The organism is Pseudoalteromonas sp. SR43-3 (assembly GCF_014163875.1).
Classification (GTDB): domain Bacteria; phylum Pseudomonadota; class Gammaproteobacteria; order Enterobacterales; family Alteromonadaceae; genus Pseudoalteromonas; species Pseudoalteromonas distincta.
The window spans coordinates 1-20,231 of the sequence record NZ_JACJEC010000014.1 but is presented as its reverse complement, the minus strand read 5'-3'; the positions used below and the strand labels follow the sequence as shown (position 1 = coordinate 20,231).

Sequence of the window (20,231 nt, the reverse complement as noted above, 5' to 3'; positions counted from 1 at the left end):
GTTAAACCTGAGTTACTTGAGATAATTAATACTGACATAATTATTTAGGTTCATTATGAAACTATTAGTTCGTAACTTGTCTCGTGCTACCACTGAGCATGAGCTTCGTACTTTATTTGCAGAGCACGGTAAAGTGACTACTTGTAACTTGGTACTTGATAAAGAAACTGGCCAATCTAAAGGTTTTGCCTTTGTAGAAATGCCAAACGACATAGAAAGTAAAAGCGCAATTACTGCACTTAACCAATCTAATGTTGATAAAAGTAAGATCCGCGTAAAACTTGCAGACGCATAAAGCTAACTGCAACCTATGCGAAAAAACCAGCTAATGCTGGTTTTTTGCTTTTAGTGCCAAGTATTGTATTTAAGCTTTATATTTAGCTAAAAAAACTAAGCGGTTATTAAATCGCTTTTTTTATACTTATAGTGCCCAGTATTATAAAAGAAGCAGACAGCACAAAAAATGTCTCCTGCTCAGCTAATATTGCAGCAGTAAAAAATGCAATGCCACTAGCTATAAATACCCACTTTTTTACATTGGCCCATTATGTGCTCCTTTAGATTGTTCGTTATTTATACGCCTTATAAAATCAATCTGCAATTGAATGAAAAGTTCTCTATAAAAATTCGACATCGCTGCGGTGCTTCCTTTATATTGAAAGCCTAATTAAATAACAATATGAAGACTATGGCATCTACTCTTTTAAAAAGCGCTAGCCTGAGCTTGCTAGTTGCACTCTTTGGCTGCTCAGAGCCTGCAAGCGAACAAACTCCATTAGAAAATACAGCAGGTGTAAGCCTTAGCAATATTAAACAGCATATTAAAACGCTAGCCTCTGATGACTTTGAAGGCCGAGGCCCGCTTACTCATGGTGAAGTAAAAACCGTAGGCTACCTAAGCGAGCAATATAAAGCGCTGGGTTTAACCGGTGCTTATAAAGGTAAATACTTACAGCCTGTAAAAATGGCAATGGTGACAGCTAATCAGGATATGCAGTTAAAGGTAGGTGATTTAAGCTTTGAATCAGGTAAAGACTTTACCGCACGTACCGAGCAACTTCAGCCATTAATTGATGTACGCAATTCTGACGTTGTATTTGTTGGCTATGGTATTAATGCACCAGAATATAACTGGAATGACTATAAAAATATTGATGTAACTGGTAAAACTGTGGTTGTGCTAGTTAACGATCCAGGCTTTGCTACTCAAAACGACGCCCTTTTTACTGGTAATGCAATGACCTACTACGGTCGTTGGACTTATAAATATGAAGAAGCCGCTCGCCAAGGTGCAAAGGCTGTATTTATTGTTCATGAAACAGCACCTGCGGCATATCCTTGGGGCGTAGTTGAAAGTTCAAACACCGGCACTAAATACACGTTAATGGATAACAATTTAAACGCGTCTAAATTACCGGTTATGGGCTGGCTAACACTTGATGCGACTGAGAAAATGTTTAACGCCGCAAAGCTTAACTACCAAGATTTAAAACAAGCAGCATTAAATGATGACTTTAAAGCGACGCCACTTAACTTAAAAGCAAATCTTGCCTTTAAAAACGAAGTATCACATGCAAAATCACATAACGTCGTTGCACAAATTACAGGTAGCGAATCACCTGACGAATACGTTGTTATTAGCGCTCACTGGGACCACTTTGGTACTAAACAAACCGATACAGGCCCTAAAATTTATAATGGCGCAGTAGATAACGCTTCAGGCACTGCAGCCACGCTTGAAATAGCACGTATAATGAGCAAAATGCACAAGCAAAAACCATTTAAACGCTCAATTATTTTTGCAAACTTTACAGCAGAAGAAACAGGGTTAATTGGTTCTGAAGAATTTGCATCGGGTGCGGTTGTACCTACAAAACAAATGGTCGGTTTATTAAATATTGATGGCATGAACGTGCTTGATGGCACTGACTACATTTTACAATACGGTAAAGATTTATCGACAATGGAAAACTATTTAGCAAAGGCTGCAAAATCACAAGGCCGCGTTGTTAAAATGGACCCTCGCCCGCAGAATGGCTTGTTTTTTAGATCAGATCATTTCTCGCTTTCTAAGCAAGGCGTGCCTAGTTTATTATTTATGAGCCTGGGCGATACCGATCCTGAGTACATAGCGCATAAATACCATAAAGAAGCAGACGACTACTCAGCTGATTGGTCGTTAGGTGGTGTTAAGCAAGATATAGATCTTATTGTTGATATAGCCACACAGCTTGCAAATAATGGCGATTGGCCAAAGTGGACGAGCGAGTCTGACTTTAAAGCAAAACGCGCGCAAGATAAGCAATAAATAGCTATTAAATAGTTATGTAATATAAAAATCCTCCTACTTGGAGGATTTTTGTTTTAAACGAGCGCGCATTAATAGCGTTTCGGCCTTTGCCCCTAAATAAACATAAATAGCCAGTGCAATTAAAAGCCCTACCACTGCCAGCATCATCGCTATGGCAGGCATTAAATATTCCGATTGCCCCAACGCCGCTTTAAACATAGTTAACAGCGCCTCAATTGATATAGCAATCAACACAGTAGAGATAAACCGTGTAATAGTGCGCCGCGTAGACGAGTGCCTAAAAATATCCTTATGCATCAGGATTTCTTCTTCGAGTATTGTTTTACCTAAATCGAATACTGCTAATGCTAGGGTGATGTAAATAATGATGCTAAAGGGTTCAAGTGGGTCTGATGAGGTATCTACATGAGTTAATAGAGCGTATATATCACTAAAAACGATATTTAGTAAAAATAATACTAAGCAAAATAAGCACGCCACAATAATACCGTAACCCGCCTTGAAGTAAGGCGACATATTAGCGCGCGCAGTATCACCCATTACAAACTCAATAAGCTGCGTTAAGCTCACATCAACAACCAAGTAATGTTGATTATTAATTGGTTTTTTTAGCTCTTTAATCGCCGATATACATAAATGGTTAGTCGCTATAGAAATATAGGGATCAGTAAAGCACACTTTATCACTTGCTTTAGCGTTCAAAAAATAGGGTCGCTCACTTAAATCTTGTTGATTACCACTTTCACCTAATTTTTTGCTGTATGCGCGTTTAAAGCAGACGTTATTACCCTGCTGCAAACCTTCTGCATTTAAACAATATAGTAATTCTAAAAATGGGTACTGCTTAATCAGATAGCGGGTATCACGCTCTTTAGTTAATCCGTCCTCAATACTCATTAAAATAGATTCAAGTAAACTGTGTATTACATGCTCATATTCGTGGTAGCGCTCAACACTACTGATATAACTCATTCGCGCCATTTTAAATACTCATTAACCTAAGTTATAAATAGATTTGCAAGTTTAAAACCAACAATAAAATAACTTAACAATCAGTAACTTGACACTATTCAAACTCAAGCTTTGCACTACTTTGGTGACTAAATAGTAATATATTAAATTAAATGCACAAAAAAGCAGCTAAGTATTAATTACTTAGCTGCTTTGTGAGTATGACTGGTAAGGTTCTACATAGAGCTTATTACTGAACCTTCGAAAACTCTTCTTTAGATAACTCGCCATTTCCATCTGTATCTAATTGATCAAAAAGCTGTACTAGTTGCGAATTTACTTGGGCTTCTGTTTTGCTAATTACGCCGTCGCCATCTGTATCAAAAGAATCAAAATCTACCGCAGCAAACGCCGCTGAAGAAGAAGCTAGGGCTACAAGAGCTAGAGTTTTATGTAATGTTTTCATAATCGTTTCCTTAGGCTTTGGGCCTGATTAGGGGTAAGAAGTCCTTTTCAAAGATCCTTTAGGAGTAAAGTGTCTATAAATTAATATTCAAAAAAATCATTTTCTGTCGGACCACCGCTACTTTGAACATTCAGCTCGTCAAATTGCTCTATCACTTGCGCCGATTCTTCAGAGCGACTAATTGAAGCGTTGTCGTCTGCATCGCGTGTTTCAAAGTCTGTGCTTGCAAATACTACTGACGAAGAAACAATAGCCATAAGTACAAATGTTGATTGTAGCTTTTTCATAATTTAATCCTTCAAAAGTATGCGGTGTCCTAAATAAATTTGCTCTATAGTGCTCTCTAGTCACTTCCTGGTTATTCTTTTTAGTAGGCTCCCTTGCCTACTTAGGTTGTCTTTGGCAACTCAGAATTTAGATAACATCACAGAGCATTAACTGCTTAAGGCTTTAATTTTAGGCCTTAGAAAACTCATCTTCAGATAGCTCACCATCTTGGTTAGTATCGAGTTCTTCAAACTTGCTTAAAAGCTCAGCATCTACTGAGGCTTCGGCTTGGCTGATTGCGCCATTACCATCTACGTCTAGCGTATCAAAATCTGTTGCTGCAAAAGCCGCTGATGAAGAAGCTAGCGCCATTAGTACTAATGTTGATTGAAATTTTTTCATAATAGTATTCCTTCATTGGGTTGTTGCGATTAAGGCCTTTGGCTTTCATCACGTTTTGCTTAATACACTCTAGGTATTACAACTTCGGTGCCACTTTTTATTTATTATTTAAAAACAATGAGTTAAATGATATAAAGCGAGAAAAGCTTAATTTGGGGAGGTGTTATTGTTGCTATTTAGCAACAGCCATTTAACTAAAAACAATAAACCACTATAAATCAATTGGTTAAGTTTAATTAAAAAGACACACTTTTGCTAAAAAGCCAATAAGGGGGCGTTTAGGTTAGCCTTCAAAATAAACTGAATATGAACATGGAAATTACATAGGATTTATTTGCGGCTATTAAATAATTAATTTATTTATAATCAGTAAGTTATATTGTTTTTGAAATTTATTATAAAAATTTTGGAAAGATATTTTGAAATTAACTGTTTTGTTGCCAAATGGCGAATTTATCTAGGAAGGTTTCAATGCTAAAGCTAAGTTGTAGCATTCAACTCATAGTTTAATGCGCTGTAAAATGTAGGTTTGCTTAAATTAAGCAAACCTACATCGCGTGCCAGCTATTGGAGTGAGGTAAATTATGTAGATTTCAACTACTTCCACCCTTGCAGCCACTTTTGGTTATCTTTTAAATCTCGCCAACTAATTGGATATTGATTTTTTGACATAACAGCCTCAGTAATACATTCAATTACATTGCCGTCTTCATCAAATTCCACCTCAACAATAATGAAGTGTTTTTCTTTATTTATAGCAGGTGTTGCGGTCCATTTACTATTCAATAATTTTTTAGGGTTTAGTTTATTCATTTAATGTAACCACTCCTACTCATAGCTTATATAGGCAACTATACGACCCCAACACCTACTTAGTTCAGACTACTCTGCAACTAGCTTGCCTTTGTACATTTGCATTTGGCAATGAAAGTCGTATTCACCGGCTTCAAGCGCAGGTAGTTTAACCGTATTGCCATCACCCATTGCCAGCGTTTTACTTATATCAAGCTGTGGAAATACCACTGTTTCGGCGCACGGCGCGCTGTCTTTTCTATCAAAGGTAAGTACAACCTCTTTGTTGGCTGCCACTTTAATGTGTCCTGGCTTATAAACACCGTTATCAACGACTATCGTTTCTTTGTTGTCATCACTTTGTGTTTGCTCTGGTTTGTATAGCCAAAACCAATAAATAATTGCAGCTATTAACAGTGCACCACCTATATTAATCATCAACATAATGTACTCCTTAGCTTAAATTACGATTTATTTGGTTTGAAAAAACGTAAGCGATTAGCGTTACTTACCACTGTAAGCGATGAAAGTGCCATAGCTGCACCTGCAACAACAGGGTTAAGTAGGATGCCAAAAAATGGATACAACACGCCGGCTGCAATCGGAATACCCGCCACGTTATAAATAAAGGCACCAAATAGGTTTTGTTTAATATTTGAAATAGTTGCATTACTCACTGCAATTGCATCAGCAAGGCCATGTAATGAACCACGCATTAAGGTAATGTCTGCACTTTCTATTGCAACATCGGTACCTGTACCAATTGCAAATCCTACGTCGGCTTGTGCAAGTGCGGGAGCATCGTTAATACCATCACCTGTCATACCCACTATTTCACCATTTGCTTGGCGTTTTGTTACTTCGTTTACTTTATCATCGGGCATTACTTCTGCAATAAAGTCATCAATACCAACTTGTTTAGCAACGGCTTGTGCAGTGGCTTTGTTGTCACCTGTTAGCATAACTAGGTGGATACCTTTATCTTGCAGGCGTTTAATAGCTTCAACTGAGTCCTCTTTAATTGGATCGGCTACTGCAATAATAGCGTGGAGCTTATTATTACTTGCAAAATACATGGGCGTTTTAGCATCACTGGCAAGTGTTTGAGCTTGCTCGATTGCATCATCAACGGCCACGTTGTATTTATCCATTAGCGCTTTATTGCCAAACAACAATGTTTGCCCGTCAACACTGCCAGTGACACCTTTACCTGTAATTGCATTAAAGTCGGCTACTTTACTTAAAGCTAAGCCCTGCTTTTTAGCGTGTGCCGTAATTGCTTGGGCTAGTGGATGCTCTGAGCTACTTTCAAGGCTTGCAACAAGTTGCATTACTGTATTTTCATCACTGTTATTAAAGGTAACTACATCGGTAACTTGCGGTGTGCCTTGAGTAATAGTGCCTGTTTTATCTAAAATCATGGTGGTGATTTTAGATGTTGTTTGCAGCGACTCACCATTTCGAATTAATATTCCTGACTCTGCAGCTTTACCAATACCCACCATAACCGACATAGGGGTTGCGAGTCCTAGCGCACAAGGACAAGCAATAATAAGTACAGTGGTAACCGCAACAACGGCATAAGCAATTGATGGCTCAGGTCCAAAGTTTAACCATGCAAGGCCTGCAAGCACCGCAATAATCATGACTGTTGGTACAAATATTCCTGATATAACATCAGCTAAGCGCCCTATTGATGGCTTTGAGTTTTGTGCACGCTTTACCATATTGATAATATTGGCAAGTGTGGTTTCGCTACCAATGTGCGTGGCTTTAAATAATAAAGTGCCACTTTTATTAATACTTCCGGCAACGACTTTGTCGCCCGTTTTTTTGCTTACAGCCATTGGCTCACCAGTAAGCATTGACTCATCAACCGTACTGCTGCCTTCAATAACATCGCCATCCACAGGGATTTTTTCACCCGGGCGTACGCGTACTTCATCATTTTTTACAACATCACTAATGTCGATGTCTTGATCTTGACCATCGCGAATAACGCGTGCAGTTTTTGGTTGCAGGCCAATTAAGCGTTTAATTGCTTGTGAGGTGCGCCCACGTGCTTTTACTTCAAAAGCGAGCCCTAAACTAATTAAACCGATGATCATCGATGATGCTTCAAAATATACGTGCCTTGCGACTTGTGGTAATAAGTTTGGTGCTATTACCACAAACATTGAATACAACCACGCAGTACCTGTACCAAGCGCTATTAATGTATCCATATTGGCAGCATGGTTTTTGAATGCCTGCCATGCACCGTTGTAAAATTGTTTACCTGATATAGCCATAACCACAAGCGTGACTATACCCACTAAAAACCAGGCTATTCGTTGTGTGTCGGTGGTCACACTCATATCAAAAATAAGCCCGTATATCATTAACGGTGCACCGACCCCTAACGCTAATATCATATTACGCATTAGCTTTTTGTAATGTGCCTCGTCCGATTTTGCTTTTTCATCAAGTGCATCTTGATCAGACTCGTTACTCATTGGCTTAGCTGAATAACCAATGTTTTCGACTGCTTTAATAAGCGTGCTTTCGCTGGCTTTACCTTCTACACGTACTGTACGCTGTGCAAAGTTCATTTCTACATTTTGCGCACCTTGCACGCTATTAAGGGCTTTTTCAATTTTAGCCACACAACTGCCGCAATTAGCGCCTTCAATAATAAAGTTTTGCGCGGTGTCTTTTGTATTAGTCGTCATTACGCTGCTCCTTATTTGCAGAATCGTTTATTGGATCAACAAAAGATTCTATTAAACTACACACGTCACTGGCATTTGCACCATCGGCTGATGTATCCCATTGCGCCAGAGCTGCATGCATTCTATTTCGTAATTTTAATGTTTCTTGAAATAGTGCTTCGGTTTCTTCTAGGCGTTTAGTAATGAGTTTACGCGTTAACGGACAAGGACAATTCCCCTGCTCAGACTCGCCTATAATGTGTTGAATATCTTTGAGAGAAAAACCAAGTTGACGAGAGCTAATAATAAACTTTAAACGCTGCTGGTCTTGCTTTGTATATTCTTGATAACCATTTTCTTCACTGCGTATTGGATGAAGTAACCCAATTCGTGTGTAATGACGAACAGTATCTGCAGTCACGCCCATTAACTTGGCGAGTTGTTTAACATACATAATTTAACTCCGTCGTGTTTCAATAGCTTCATAATAAACCTAGGTGCAACACATAGGTCAATGGCTATTTTAAAACTAACAAAATAATACTAATTGGCTTAATTAAGTGCTCTATTTAAGACAATAAATCGAGTGGATAACAAGGCAAAGGTTTCGTTATTTAGTTGTTATTATTAATTGCCCCTGCATTCATGCAGTCGTATATAAAAAATGTTTTATGCAGTTAGCGCCGTACTTAATCCCTCAAATTGATTAAGTATTGTTGCTCATTGGCATAATGACACAAACATAATTAACTTAAGCTGATATTGGCCGTGTATTATCTGAAGGGGATGTAATTTAGCAGAGAAGCGCCTAAGTAAGGCGCGTATTAATCTAAGAGCGTGTTGATCATTGGTGATTTAATTTATGCAGACTGTTTGGTCTTTAGGCAAGGCAGAGCCTATGTTGTGTGGTTATCCCCCATAAACAGGCGATAACGCAGCATAAATACCAAACATGCGCTGCCCTAGTTTGATTCGCTACGGCTTTGCTCTAATTCGTCGCTTAGTTGCTGCGCCAAAGTTTGTATTTTAGGCATAGCATCTTTCATTAAGCTTTGTGACATTTGCATAGACTCTTGCATTACAACAGGCATTTTTTCGAGTATTTTTTGCCCTGTATCTGTTTTATAAAATGCTAACATATCGGCAATTTCTTGCTCACTAAAATGCTTGTCGTATACATTGACCATCATTGGCTGCATTTTAGCCCAACTCATCTCAGTTTTTAATACCGTCGTCATGTCGCCGTAGTACTTATCAAAAATTGCTTGCTCAGAAGGCTTAACACCCATTTGGTCTGACATGCCTTTCATCATACCTTCAACCTGGCCGTACATAGAATCAACCATTGAATCTAAATTCATTACACTAATGAGTTCATCTATTTTTTGCTGCTTAGTATTTTGTTCAGCATATAAACTACTAGAAAAAATTAGCAATGATAAAAGTAGTACCTTACCCATAATAATATCCTTTCATATAAATAATGAATTTATAGTCACATGAATAGTTTGTATTGTAAAGGGTACAAGCAATCATTAAAAAGGCCGAATAAAATGAATTTATTAGGCCTTTTATAAATTACTTTTTGCGTTAGTCGTCTTCTACATTATCTAGGCCTTTAGTGCCTTCTTTGGCTTTTAGCTTATGATGAATAGCTGACTTTATTAGCATGTAACCACTAATCGGTGCTGTAATTAGTAAAAATATAGTAATGAGTATTTCTTTAACACTTAGGCCATGCTCTGAACTTGCAAAATAAACCATAGCCGCAATTAACATACTCGCCATGCCCAAGGTAGTTGCTTTAGTTGGTCCATGTAAACGCATAAAAAAGTCAGGTAGTTTAATTAAACCTATTGAGCCAATTAAAATAAACGTACCACCAAATAACAATAATATTGATACAACCCATTCGCTGATCATGTTTTCACCTTATTCAATTATATCGCCACGTAGTAAATACTTACACACTGCAACCGTACTTATAAAACCTAGCATGGCAATAAGCAGTGCAGCTTCAAAATAAAGCCCTGTATCCATACTAATGCTGTATAAAATAATCAGTGCGATGACGTTAATGTACATAGTATCGAGCGCTAAAACACGGTCAGGCACTGACGGACCGATGATCAATCGCCATAAATTAAGCAATAATGATAAGCCAATCATCGAAAAAACAATGAGTAATACAGTATCTAACATTGAAATATCTCCTTTAGTGGAGCTTCGTAGCGTTGTTTTATTTGTTTGATAAGTGCTTCTTCATCTTTAAGGTCAAGCACATGTATTAATAAGTAGCGTTGCGTTGGCTCTTCACCTTCAGGTAACGACTCAGCAATTGGATAAACCTCTGCACTCACAGTACCAGGTGTAAGCGATACACAACTAGCCAATATAGTAATTGGCATGTCGTGTGTTAAATCTATAGGAACTTTTATAAAGGCCGGACGCAATTTTTTTGATGGTCCAAGTATAAGTAAAGCCACTTGTAAATTTGCAACAACAATATCGTACAGCACTATAAGTAACTGTTTAAGCGCCAAGCCTGGCTTTAAAATCAGTGGCTGAGGGTCTCGAAACGAAAAACTTAATATAGGGATAAGTATCGCAAAAATAGTCGCTAATACTAAGTGCCCTACCGATACGCTATTGTTTAACAATAACCAAACCATAAACAAAAATAAGCTACGAAATGGCGTTGGTAACCAACGAAAACGGGCTTGTAATCTCATCACATGCCTCCTTTAAGTACAGCATTAATACCGCCGCTTAGATCATGTAACTGAGTAGCAGCATTTAGCATATATTCACTTATTGGCCCGCCCAAAATAACGAGCAATGGCGAACATGCAAGTAAAGCTATAATTACAGTTACCTGCAACGGGTGTGCACTTGCACAATCGGCATTTTCGCTATTTTTGCTTCTATGCTCCCAGAACAAAGTTGTGCCAGCGCGCGAAAGCGCTACTAACAACGCAAAACTTGTTACTAAATATACTGGCCAAAATAGTAAAGCTTGCTCACTGTTTAATGTCGCTTTAAGTATCCAAATTTTACCTACAAAGCCTGACAGTGGTGGCATACCAACTACCGTTAAAGACGCAATAATAAAGCACACACCTAATAAAAATGGCTGTTTTACAGAGCGACCTGCTACTAGTCTATCGCCAACTTTACCGCGCTGGATTGAAACTAAGTCTGCTAGTAAAAATAGTGCGGCACTAACAAGTGTTGAATGCACTAAATAATATAAAAGTGCAGCAGTGGCATTTACATTTTGCAATGCTATTAGCGCAACCAGCGTACCTACCGATACTAATACTAAGTTAGAGGTGAGTTTACGTAAGTCTTGCGCTGCCATCACACCAATTGCACCTACTATAATGGTCGCAATTGCTAAGCCCCAAAGCCAAGGCTGCGCCATGTGTTCAAGCGCTCCGGCTTGTTCACCAAATATCACCGTATAAACACGAAGCATAGCGTAAACGCCTACTTTAGTCATAATCGCAAACAATGCAGCAACCACAGGTTTAGCACTTGCGTAAGTATTTGGAAGCCATAAATGCAGAGGTAATAGTGCGCCTTTTAAAGCAAATACTATTAATAGTAGTAAGCCGCCTGCTTTTGCTAGATATACATCATCACCTGTAAGTAGTGATACCTTTTGCGTCATATCTGCAATATTAAGCGTACCAAGCACACCGTACAAAATCCCCAAACCGATTAAAAATACACTTGAGCCAACTAAATTCAATATTACATATTGCAATGCCGCGCGAGTATTTTGTTTATCACCTGCGTGCATTAACAGTGCATATGATGCAATCAGTAGCACTTCAAAAAATACAAATAGGTTAAATAAATCGCCAGTTAAAAACGCGCCATTTACACCTAATATCAAAAAGTGAACAAGTGGGTGATAAAAGCTGCCTTTTTCATCATCGCCAGCACTACCATATAAAATAGCGCCCAAACCTAAAAATGAAGTTAACGTAACCAGTAAGGTAGACAACATATCGGCTACTAAGACTATTCCAAATGGTGCAGACCAATTACCAATAGCGTAAACGTTAATACCCGTATTATTAACATGTACAAGTAAAAGCACACTAATGGCAAAAGTAGCTATTGCCATTACAATTGAAACTAAGCGGCGAATTTTAACGCTTTTACCACATGGTGGCAGTAATAAAATAACGGCCGTCAGCATAGGTAATAAAATAGGGAGCGAAGCTAAATGTTGGATCATTTTTGCTCCTTATTATCTGCAGAGGTGTTGGGCACATAACCATCAACATGGTCGCTACCTAAATCGGCGCGTCCACGTATTGCCAAAATAACCACGAATGCAGTCATCGCAAAACCAATAACAATAGCTGTAAGCACTAAAGCTTGAGGTAGAGGATCGGCGTATTCTGTACCAGTACCAAGCACTACCGCTTTATTAATAGTAAGACGACCTGCTGAAAACAAAAATAAGTTAACAGCATATGAAATCATAGTAAGCCCAAGTACTACAGGGAACGTACGAGCTCTTAGCAGTAAAAACACACCGCAACTGACCAATACTCCAACGCAAGATGCGTACAATAATTCCATTAAATATTTACCTCTTTTTTCTGGGTATCTGCCGTCATATTACCTAGGCTTGCCAAAATCATTAGCGTAGCGCCTACAACCGTTAAGTAAACACCTAGGTCAAATGCAATCGCGCTGGCAAGCTCTGTTTTACCGACAAACGGAATATCAAAGTAGTCAAACCAAGTTGTTAAAAATGGCTTATCAAAGAACCAGCTACCCACACCAGTGAACAGTGAAATACCAATGCCTGAAGCTATGATTTTACGATAATTAACATCAAAACGTCCGTTTATCCATGCTGTACCATGCGCCATGTATTGCAAAATAAACGCGATTGACGTTACCAGTCCAGCAATAAAGCCACCGCCAGGTAAGTTATGTCCGCGTAAGAAAATATATGCAGAAACCAATAACGCAAGCGGTAATAAACTTTGTGAAATACTCGCCAGTAAGATTGGATGGCGCTCTCGTGCCCATGGGCGCCCTTCGCTGTCACTTGCTGGCATAAATAATGGGATTCGAGAAAGTACTTTAAATATACCTAATGCGGCAATGCCTAATACGGTAATTTCACCAAGCGTATCAAAGCCCCTAAAGTCGACTAAAATAACGTTAACTACATTAGTACCACCGCCACCAATTTTAGCGTTAGCAATAAAGAAGTCTGAGATTGAATCTAATGGACGTGTAAGTAATGCATAACAGATACTCGCTATAACTACACCTAACGTAGAGGCAATTCCTAAATCTCGAAGTACGCGTAATGAACTTGATTCTTTTGGCGTATGCTGGGGCAAGAAAAACAATGCCAGCATAAGTAAAATAATAGTAACAACCTCAACAGTTAACTGTGTAAGTGCTAAATCAGGAGCAGAAAAGCGTGTGAATACAACCGATACCATTAACCCTACGATTGAGAGCATTAACAACGATACCATTCGAGAGCGATGCCAAATAACGGTAGCAAGAGCACCAATAATCAATAAGCCCGCACCAATTGCATTGTGCACATCAACAGGGGTAAGTGGCATGCTGCCAGCAAGTTGTTGCATTTCAAATAATGGCCAACCGGCACACAGTAAGACTATCGCTAACATAATTACTAGGTAGCGCTGCAGCGATCCATTTTCGATACTGCTTACCTTTGACTGACACCAAGCAACAACACTTAAAATTACACGTTCAAAGGTTTTTTTAGCATTTAAAGGTGGTAATGACGCTTGAAACTGAAATAGATATTTACGATTAATATAAATAAATAAACCGCCAGCAATCGCCATTGCACTCATTAATAGAGGCAAGTTAAACCCGTGCCAAATAGCCAATTCGTAAACTGGCATTTCTTTTCCAAGTACAGCTAAAGACGCCGCAGATAAAATGCCATCAATTGTAAAGTGTGGGAACATACCCACTAGTAAACAAATCACAACTAATATTTCTATTGGTACACGCATATAACGTGGCGGTTCGTGCGGCGTGCGAGGTAAATCAATTGGTTCACCATTAAAGAACACGTCATGAATAAAGCGAGCGGAGTACGCAACAGCTAATGCACCTGCAACCGTTGCCAGTACTGGAATTAACCACGACATAGAACCAAGCACTTGCTGATGCAGCGTTTCTGCAAAAAACATCTCTTTAGACAAGAAACCATTAAGCAATGGAACCCCTGCCATTGCAGCCGCCGCGACCATTGCAAGCGTTGCAGTGTATGGTAAGTATCGCCACATACCATTTAATTTACGCATATCGCGCGTGCCTGTTTCATGATCGATAATACCAACGGCCATAAATAACGACGCTTTAAACGTTGCATGGTTAATTATATGAAATATAGCAGCAACAGTCGCAAGCTCAGTATCAAGCCCGAGTAATAGCGTTATTAAACCCAGATGGCTTATTGTTGAGTAGGCTAACAATCCTTTTAAATCGTGTTTGAATAATGCTATATAAGCACCAAACAACAGCGTAGCTAAACCTGTTAACCCAACAAGCAGGAACCACGTATCGGTGCCAGCTAAAGCCGGATGAAAACGTGCTAACAAAAATATACCGGCTTTTACCATGGTTGCAGAATGTAAATACGCGCTCACTGGCGTAGGCGCTGCCATTGCATGAGGAAGCCAAAAATGAAATGGAAATTGTGCCGATTTAGTAAACGCACCCAATAGCACCAATACTAATGCTACTTCGTATAAATCGTGAGATTGAATTATTGCTTTACTCGCTAGGATAACATCTAGGTTATAACTACCAACAATATCACCTAATAGCATTAAGCCTGCAAGTAACGCTAAGCCGCCCGCACCTGTTACAGCAAGTGCCATACGAGCACCCTTTCGCGCTTCAGACTTATGCCACCAAAAACTAATTAATAAAAATGAGCTGATGCTCGTTAATTCCCAAAACAACCACAGTTGAATGACGTTGTTAGACATAACAATACCAAGCATTGCAGTCATAAATAGCATTAAGTAACTATATAGCTTAGCCATTGAGTCATTAGCGCTTAGGTAGTAACGCGTGTAGAGGATAACGAGCAAGCCTATGCCTAAAATCATAAACATAAACAATAAACTGAGGCCGTCTAACCGCAGAGATAGGTCGAGCCCTATTGACGGGATCCAAGCGAAAGAGTAACGAATGGTTTCGCCCGCTAAAACTGCAGGTGCATGGTATAAAGTTATTCCCAAAGCCGTTAGAGGCGCAAGAGCCGTTAAACTAGTGCTTAAATTGCGGGATAACTTACCTGTGCATGCAGAAATAACACTGCCAATTAAGGATAACAAGGGTATCCAGAGCAAAGTCATAATGTAGGGCCTTTTATAATCATAAGTTTATCAGGGCATCTCTTTTTAATACGAAGGGATGCTTTTACTGCCTGTTTTTAAACGACATTAATGACTATAGTTATACTGAAAAACACTGATTTTGTCTATAAAAAGCGGTTCTGTATGGGTGTTTTTTAAACATGTACTAACAATTTATTAAGCCTACAAAAACAATTAATTAATACTGATAATTGTTAATTTAATATGGCCTTATTTGCAAATGTAAGCGCGCTGGAGTGGCGATAAGAATTACCATTGGTCATATCTAAATGCTTAAACCAAATCTCTCTATACTGCGCCGAGAGCCCTAACTGCTGATATTGCATAATAGACCAATTTTCACTAGGTTTATATGCAACACCACCTATCTGGCAACTCTTTGCTTTATGCCAGCCTATTGGGGGCGACTCATCATGAGAAATAAATAAATTAGGTGCCACAAAACCCGTTTTTGCACACAACCATGCTTGTTTAGTTTTAGGCAAAGCATATTCATCTTCAAAACCGTTAAAATGCATCAACTCATGCAAAAACACACTGTATTTTGCTTTTGAGTTTATTAGCATTGTTCCTTTAGTAACATTAGCCGTTCCATCTTTTGGCATCATTACTATAAAATCAAAATTGTTAGGAAGCTGGTTATTGAGTTTAGCTGATTGCCAGTCACACTTTGCTATTTGATTAGTGCTACTTTTACACTCAAGCATACCTGCAACGTAAACTGGTTTTGAAAAGCAAAAAATATTTTCACGGGGCTCTGGCTGTTTATTATAAGCATTAATAAACTCGGTAAGTTTATATAAGCCACTACGATGATCGCTCATAGTCAGCACGTTAAACATACATTGCTTATTAGGTTTACTTATATTTATTAAAGATGAAAAACCGAGAGCGTGGATAAACTCACTAGATACTTTACTCTGTGGTGTTTTTAACTGAAGCTTTAGATGATTTAGCACATCCCCTGCTGGTAATTTGTTTTTACTAGCGAGTAACTTTAAATCGCTCCAACGTGAGTGCTCAAGTAACTTTGTTGCTAATATTTTACGCTCTGGGATTGTTAAGTCATTTATAGCGGAGAGCCAAAATTGTTTTGCAGTATCGCTCTGACTGTTTTTAATAAGCTTAAGAGAATACATATATTGGGCTGAAGAAATTTTACTGCGGGCGAGTATAGCTAAAGAAGTATTTGGTAACTGCTCTAAGTGATCAGAAAAATAACCAGGTGATTTCCAATAACTTTGTAGCACATTAGCTTTTGCGTTTAAAACATGCCAAAAGCCAATAGCGCCTAGGTGATTACTCGAGCCTGTAATTAACAAACAACATAGTAATACACCTATTAATTTAAAACGCTTAACTTGCGTCAACACCTTGCATCAACTCAAGCTCTAAACGCGCATATTTGTACTCAATAAACTCGTGTACATTAGTTGCTAGCGCAAGCCTAAAGTAGTCTGATGCTAAATACAGCTCACCTGCTGCTTGATGCATTTTAGCTAAATAAAAATAAGCTTCGCATAAACGCTGCGCATATTCTTGCTCAGTTCTAACACCATCACTAATGCCAGATAAAAATGCATGTTCACTCATATCCCCCGTATAAAGAGAAATTAACTGGTACGCCCATTGTGATTCATCAAGCGCAGTGGCATTTTGTTTAAGTGCATCAAGCGCAACGGCTTTATCCTCTTGTGCTTGTGCTAAATAAACCCATAAAACTCGGTACGGATCTTTTGGAGAGCGAGCTAAAAATTCATTAAAATCATTTTTAGCAAGGCCTGCTCTGTCGCCGTAATACAGTGCGATACCACGATTTAAATAGGCGTATTCATGCTCTTCATCAAGTTCTAGGGCAGAATCGAAAAACTCATAGGCTTTTTCATACTGCTGCATAAGCGTATGTTGAATACCTAAAAAATTATACACTTCAGCTAAATCAGGCTTAAGCTTTACTGCGCGATTAAAATCAATACGCGAAAGAGTTGTCATACCTAGACTATCAAAAAGTACACCACGGTCGTAATAAAGCTTAGCTTGTTGTTCTTCGCTTAAGTCGGCTCTATTTAATAGCTCTGAGTAGCGTGCAATAGCAATTTCACTTCTAAAGTCAGAAGCTAAAGGTGCAGTAAATGGCACATTAACAATCGGGGTTGGTTCTGATTCTGTTGTAGTTTGGCAAGCGCTTAAAGACAAAATAGCAAAAGATGCCAAAGCTAAATGTTTGAGTATCATTAAAATCCTTAATACCAAGATATATCGCGATTAATATAAGACAGACCTTGTCCAATAAGGTTTCATTAAAGCATAAAAAAAGGGGCTAAACAGCCCCTTTTTTACTATCTAGCTAATATAACTAGATTAATAAGTTAGCAATTACGCGTCAGTTGGCGCGTCAGCTGCAGGTGCTGCTGATTCCATTGCTTCTTTAATACTTAGACGTACACGGCCTTGGCGATCTACTTCTAGTACTTTAACTTTAACTTCTTGACCTTCAGAAAGGTGATCAGCCACGTTATTAACGCGCTCAGTACTAATTTGAGAAATGTGTACTAGACCATCTTTACCAGGAAGAATGTTTACAAACGCACCGAAGTCTACGATACGTACAACTTTACCTTCGTAGATAGTACCTACTTCAAGTTCAGCTGTTAATTGCTCAATACGGCTAATTGCATTAGCTGCACTTTCGCCATCTGTAGCGGCAATTTTAATTGTACCGTCGTCACCGATTTCAATCGTGGTACCAGTTTCTTCAGTAAGCTGACGAATAGTTGCGCCACCTTTACCAATAACTTCAGCGATTTTCTTCTGTGGGATTTTCATTGTGTATATGCGAGGAGCAAACATTGATAGCTCTTCAGAAGGAGCAGAAATCGCTTCATCCATCACTTCTAAGATATGTAAACGTGCAGCTTTTGCTTGTTTAAGCGCAATTTGCATGATTTCTTGAGTGATACCTTCGATTTTAATATCCATTTGAAGTGCAGTAATACCCGCAGCAGTACCGGCAACTTTAAAGTCCATGTCACCTAAGTGATCTTCATCACCTAAAATGTCAGAAAGAACAACGAATTTATCGTCTTCTTTAACTAGACCCATCGCAATACCGGCAACAGATGCTTTAATTGGTACACCCGCGTTCATAAGTGCTAGAGAAGTACCACAAACAGACGCCATTGAAGAAGAACCGTTTGATTCAGTAATTTCAGATACTACACGGATTGAGTAAGGGAACTCAGTAAGTGTAGGCATTACAGCTGAAATACCACGCTTAGCAAGGTTACCATGGCCGATTTCACGACGCTTAGGAGAACCAACAAAACCAGTTTCACCTACACAGAATGGAGGGAAGTTGTAGTTAAGCATAAAGTGGTTTTTATGAGTACCAGTTAAATCGTCGATTAACTGTGAATCACGTTCTGTACCAAGTGTCGCTGTTACTAACGCTTGAGTTTCACCACGTGTAAAGATAGCAGAACCGTGAGTACGCGGTAATACGCCAGTCATTACGTCTAGTGCACGAATCATATCTGGTTCACGACCATCGATACGTTTTTCGCCAGCAGCGATACGGCCACGAACGATTTTCTTCTCAAGTGAACCGAAGATTTTGCCAATTTCTTGCTTGTCTAAAGACTCGCCTTCAGCAAGTTCAGCTGTTAATACTGCAACAACTTCATCTTTAGCTTCACCAAGAGCTTCTTTACGCGCTACTTTATCAGTGATTAAGTAAGCTGCGCCTACTTTTTCAGCAGCAATAGTTGCTACTTTATCTTCTAGTGCAACATTTTTCTCAGGTGCAGTCCAATCCCAAGTAGGCTTGCCTGCTTGCGCTTTAAATTCTTCGATTGCAGTAATGATCGCTTGAGATTGCTCATGACCATATACAACAGCGCCAAGCATTACGTCTTCTGCAAGTACGTTAGCTTCTGATTCAACCATAAGTACCGCTTTATCAGTACCGGCTACCACTAAATCAAGTTGGCTTTCTTCAAGCTCTTTTAATGTAGGGTTAAGTACGTATTCGCCGTTGATGTAACCAACACGAGATGCACCAATTGGACCACTGAATGGAATACCAGAGATAGCAAGTGCTGCTGAAGTACCAATCATCGCAACCATATCAGGTTGGATTTCAGGGTTAACAGAAACAACAGTAGCAATAACTTGTACTTCGTTTACAAAGCCGCTTGGGAAAAGTGGACGAATTGGACGGTCAATAAGACGTGCAATAAGAGTTTCGCCATCGTTAGGACGACCTTCACGCTTTAAGAAACCACCAGGGATACGACCAGCAGCGTACATACGCTCTTGGTAGTTAACTGTTAGTGGGAAAAAGTCTTGACCAGGTTGTGCTTCACGCTTACCAACAACAGTTACTAAAACTGAAGTGTCGCCAATGCTTGCAAGTACAGCGCCGTCTGCTTGACGAGCGATTGCACCAGTTTCTAGAGTCACTGTATGTTGACCTAGTTTGAATTCTTTAATAATTGCTTGCACTTAAAATATTCCTTAAATGTATTCTAATAAGTTGTCATCAAAGTACCAATTACAGTACATAATTGTATTCAGTTGGAAATCAATTAAGTACTACAATTGGCAATGATGTGAATAATTGCAGATAAACCTTTTTACCTACGCGCATAGTATATACCAAAGCTACTTCAAAATGCGAGTCTAGGGTGTGTTGATCTTTGTGGATTGAAATTTGTTCAATCTAGGGGCGATTTAATCACGGCGCGAGATTTGTAACCTAGTGGGCTAAGTAAAAATCGAGTAACAAAGAGTTAATCGCCCCTAGGATGAACCCGCAGGGCTGACGAATCCCCAAAACGTGACAGGCACAGCAATTTATGATCTTATGTAAATCACCACAACCCACATAAGTCACAACTGCTATGCCTGAGACATCAGTTTGCCATAAGTACTTTAAACAT

The 20,231-nt window shown here is 39.0% G+C and carries 20 protein-coding genes; 2 read left to right on the top strand and 18 right to left on the bottom strand.

Going from position 1 to position 20,231, the window contains the following annotated elements; genetic code table 11:
• Positions 1–55: 55 nt before the first annotated feature.
• Positions 56–295: an RNA-binding protein gene (locus tag H5088_RS14680; RefSeq protein WP_182694114.1), complete on the top strand. Its 240-nt coding sequence runs from the start codon at positions 56–58 to the stop codon at positions 293–295.
• Between the two features lie 393 nt (positions 296–688).
• Positions 689–2,308 carry a M28 family metallopeptidase gene (locus H5088_RS14675; protein ID WP_182753460.1) on the top strand — a complete coding sequence of 540 codons (1,620 nt, stop codon included), beginning with the start codon at positions 689–691 and terminating at the stop codon, positions 2,306–2,308.
• Between the two features lie 36 nt (positions 2,309–2,344).
• Here H5088_RS14675 and H5088_RS14670 read toward each other — a convergent pair whose 3' ends face one another.
• The 18 genes from H5088_RS14670 to pnp form a co-directional block, all read right to left on the bottom strand.
• Complete coding sequence (locus H5088_RS14670) at positions 2,345–3,292, bottom strand: PDC sensor domain-containing protein (protein WP_182753458.1); 948 nt, start codon at positions 3,290–3,292, stop codon at positions 2,345–2,347.
• Between the two features lie 220 nt (positions 3,293–3,512).
• On the bottom strand, positions 3,513–3,728 hold the full coding sequence (locus H5088_RS14665) for an EF-hand domain-containing protein (protein WP_024597051.1): 216 nt from the start codon (positions 3,726–3,728) through the stop codon (positions 3,513–3,515).
• A gap of 80 nt (positions 3,729–3,808) precedes the next feature.
• A complete protein-coding gene (locus tag H5088_RS14660) occupies positions 3,809–4,015 on the bottom strand; it encodes a hypothetical protein (RefSeq protein WP_024597050.1) in 207 nt (68 codons plus the stop codon).
• Between the two features lie 169 nt (positions 4,016–4,184).
• Positions 4,185–4,397, bottom strand: a complete 213-nt coding sequence (locus tag H5088_RS14655; protein WP_182753456.1) for a calmodulin — start codon at positions 4,395–4,397, stop codon at positions 4,185–4,187.
• 597 nt (positions 4,398–4,994) lie between these two features.
• Positions 4,995–5,210, bottom strand: a complete 216-nt coding sequence (locus H5088_RS14650) for a TIGR02450 family Trp-rich protein (protein WP_002958506.1) — start codon at positions 5,208–5,210, stop codon at positions 4,995–4,997.
• 69 nt (positions 5,211–5,279) lie between these two features.
• The gene (locus tag H5088_RS14645; RefSeq protein ID WP_008134637.1) at positions 5,280–5,633 is read right to left on the bottom strand and encodes a cupredoxin domain-containing protein; all 354 of its coding nucleotides are present in this window, start codon (positions 5,631–5,633) and stop codon (positions 5,280–5,282) included.
• A gap of 20 nt (positions 5,634–5,653) precedes the next feature.
• Positions 5,654–7,900: a heavy metal translocating P-type ATPase gene (locus H5088_RS14640; protein ID WP_182753454.1), complete on the bottom strand. Its 2,247-nt coding sequence runs from the start codon at positions 7,898–7,900 to the stop codon at positions 5,654–5,656.
• Positions 7,890–8,333, bottom strand: a complete 444-nt coding sequence (locus tag H5088_RS14635; RefSeq protein ID WP_024595963.1) for a MerR family transcriptional regulator — start codon at positions 8,331–8,333, stop codon at positions 7,890–7,892. The genes H5088_RS14640 and H5088_RS14635 overlap by 11 nt, the downstream gene beginning before the upstream one ends.
• A 508-nt stretch (positions 8,334–8,841) precedes the next feature.
• On the bottom strand, positions 8,842–9,339 hold the full coding sequence (locus H5088_RS14630; protein ID WP_024595964.1) for a DUF2059 domain-containing protein: 498 nt from the start codon (positions 9,337–9,339) through the stop codon (positions 8,842–8,844).
• A 130-nt stretch (positions 9,340–9,469) separates the two neighbouring features.
• Entirely contained in the window at positions 9,470–9,802 is a 333-nt protein-coding gene (locus tag H5088_RS14625; RefSeq protein ID WP_002958501.1) for a Na+/H+ antiporter subunit G, read from the bottom strand.
• A 9-nt stretch (positions 9,803–9,811) separates the two neighbouring features.
• Positions 9,812–10,081, bottom strand: a complete 270-nt coding sequence (locus tag H5088_RS14620; RefSeq protein ID WP_007378493.1) for a K+/H+ antiporter subunit F — start codon at positions 10,079–10,081, stop codon at positions 9,812–9,814.
• Positions 10,075–10,611, bottom strand: a complete 537-nt coding sequence (locus H5088_RS14615) for a Na+/H+ antiporter subunit E (RefSeq protein WP_002958499.1) — start codon at positions 10,609–10,611, stop codon at positions 10,075–10,077. The genes H5088_RS14620 and H5088_RS14615 overlap by 7 nt, the downstream gene beginning before the upstream one ends.
• Positions 10,611–12,128: a monovalent cation/H+ antiporter subunit D gene (locus tag H5088_RS14610; protein ID WP_182673884.1), complete on the bottom strand. Its 1,518-nt coding sequence runs from the start codon at positions 12,126–12,128 to the stop codon at positions 10,611–10,613. The genes H5088_RS14615 and H5088_RS14610 overlap by 1 nt, the downstream gene beginning before the upstream one ends.
• Positions 12,125–12,478 carry a Na+/H+ antiporter subunit C gene (locus tag H5088_RS14605; RefSeq protein WP_010554685.1) on the bottom strand — a complete coding sequence of 118 codons (354 nt, stop codon included), beginning with the start codon at positions 12,476–12,478 and terminating at the stop codon, positions 12,125–12,127. Before H5088_RS14605 ends, H5088_RS14610 begins: the two co-directional genes overlap by 4 nt.
• Positions 12,478–15,270, bottom strand: coding sequence for a monovalent cation/H+ antiporter subunit A (locus H5088_RS14600; protein ID WP_182753452.1), 2,793 nt, complete (start codon positions 15,268–15,270; stop codon positions 12,478–12,480). The genes H5088_RS14605 and H5088_RS14600 overlap by 1 nt, the downstream gene beginning before the upstream one ends.
• A gap of 215 nt (positions 15,271–15,485) precedes the next feature.
• Positions 15,486–16,661: a hypothetical protein gene (locus tag H5088_RS14595; protein WP_182753511.1), complete on the bottom strand. Its 1,176-nt coding sequence runs from the start codon at positions 16,659–16,661 to the stop codon at positions 15,486–15,488.
• Positions 16,648–17,526 carry a lipoprotein NlpI gene (gene nlpI, locus H5088_RS14590; protein WP_002958493.1) on the bottom strand — a complete coding sequence of 293 codons (879 nt, stop codon included), beginning with the start codon at positions 17,524–17,526 and terminating at the stop codon, positions 16,648–16,650. The genes H5088_RS14595 and nlpI overlap by 14 nt, the downstream gene beginning before the upstream one ends.
• 141 nt (positions 17,527–17,667) lie before the next feature.
• On the bottom strand, positions 17,668–19,794 hold the full coding sequence (pnp, locus tag H5088_RS14585) for a polyribonucleotide nucleotidyltransferase (protein ID WP_002958491.1): 2,127 nt from the start codon (positions 19,792–19,794) through the stop codon (positions 17,668–17,670).
• Between the last annotated feature and the right edge of the window lie 437 nt (positions 19,795–20,231).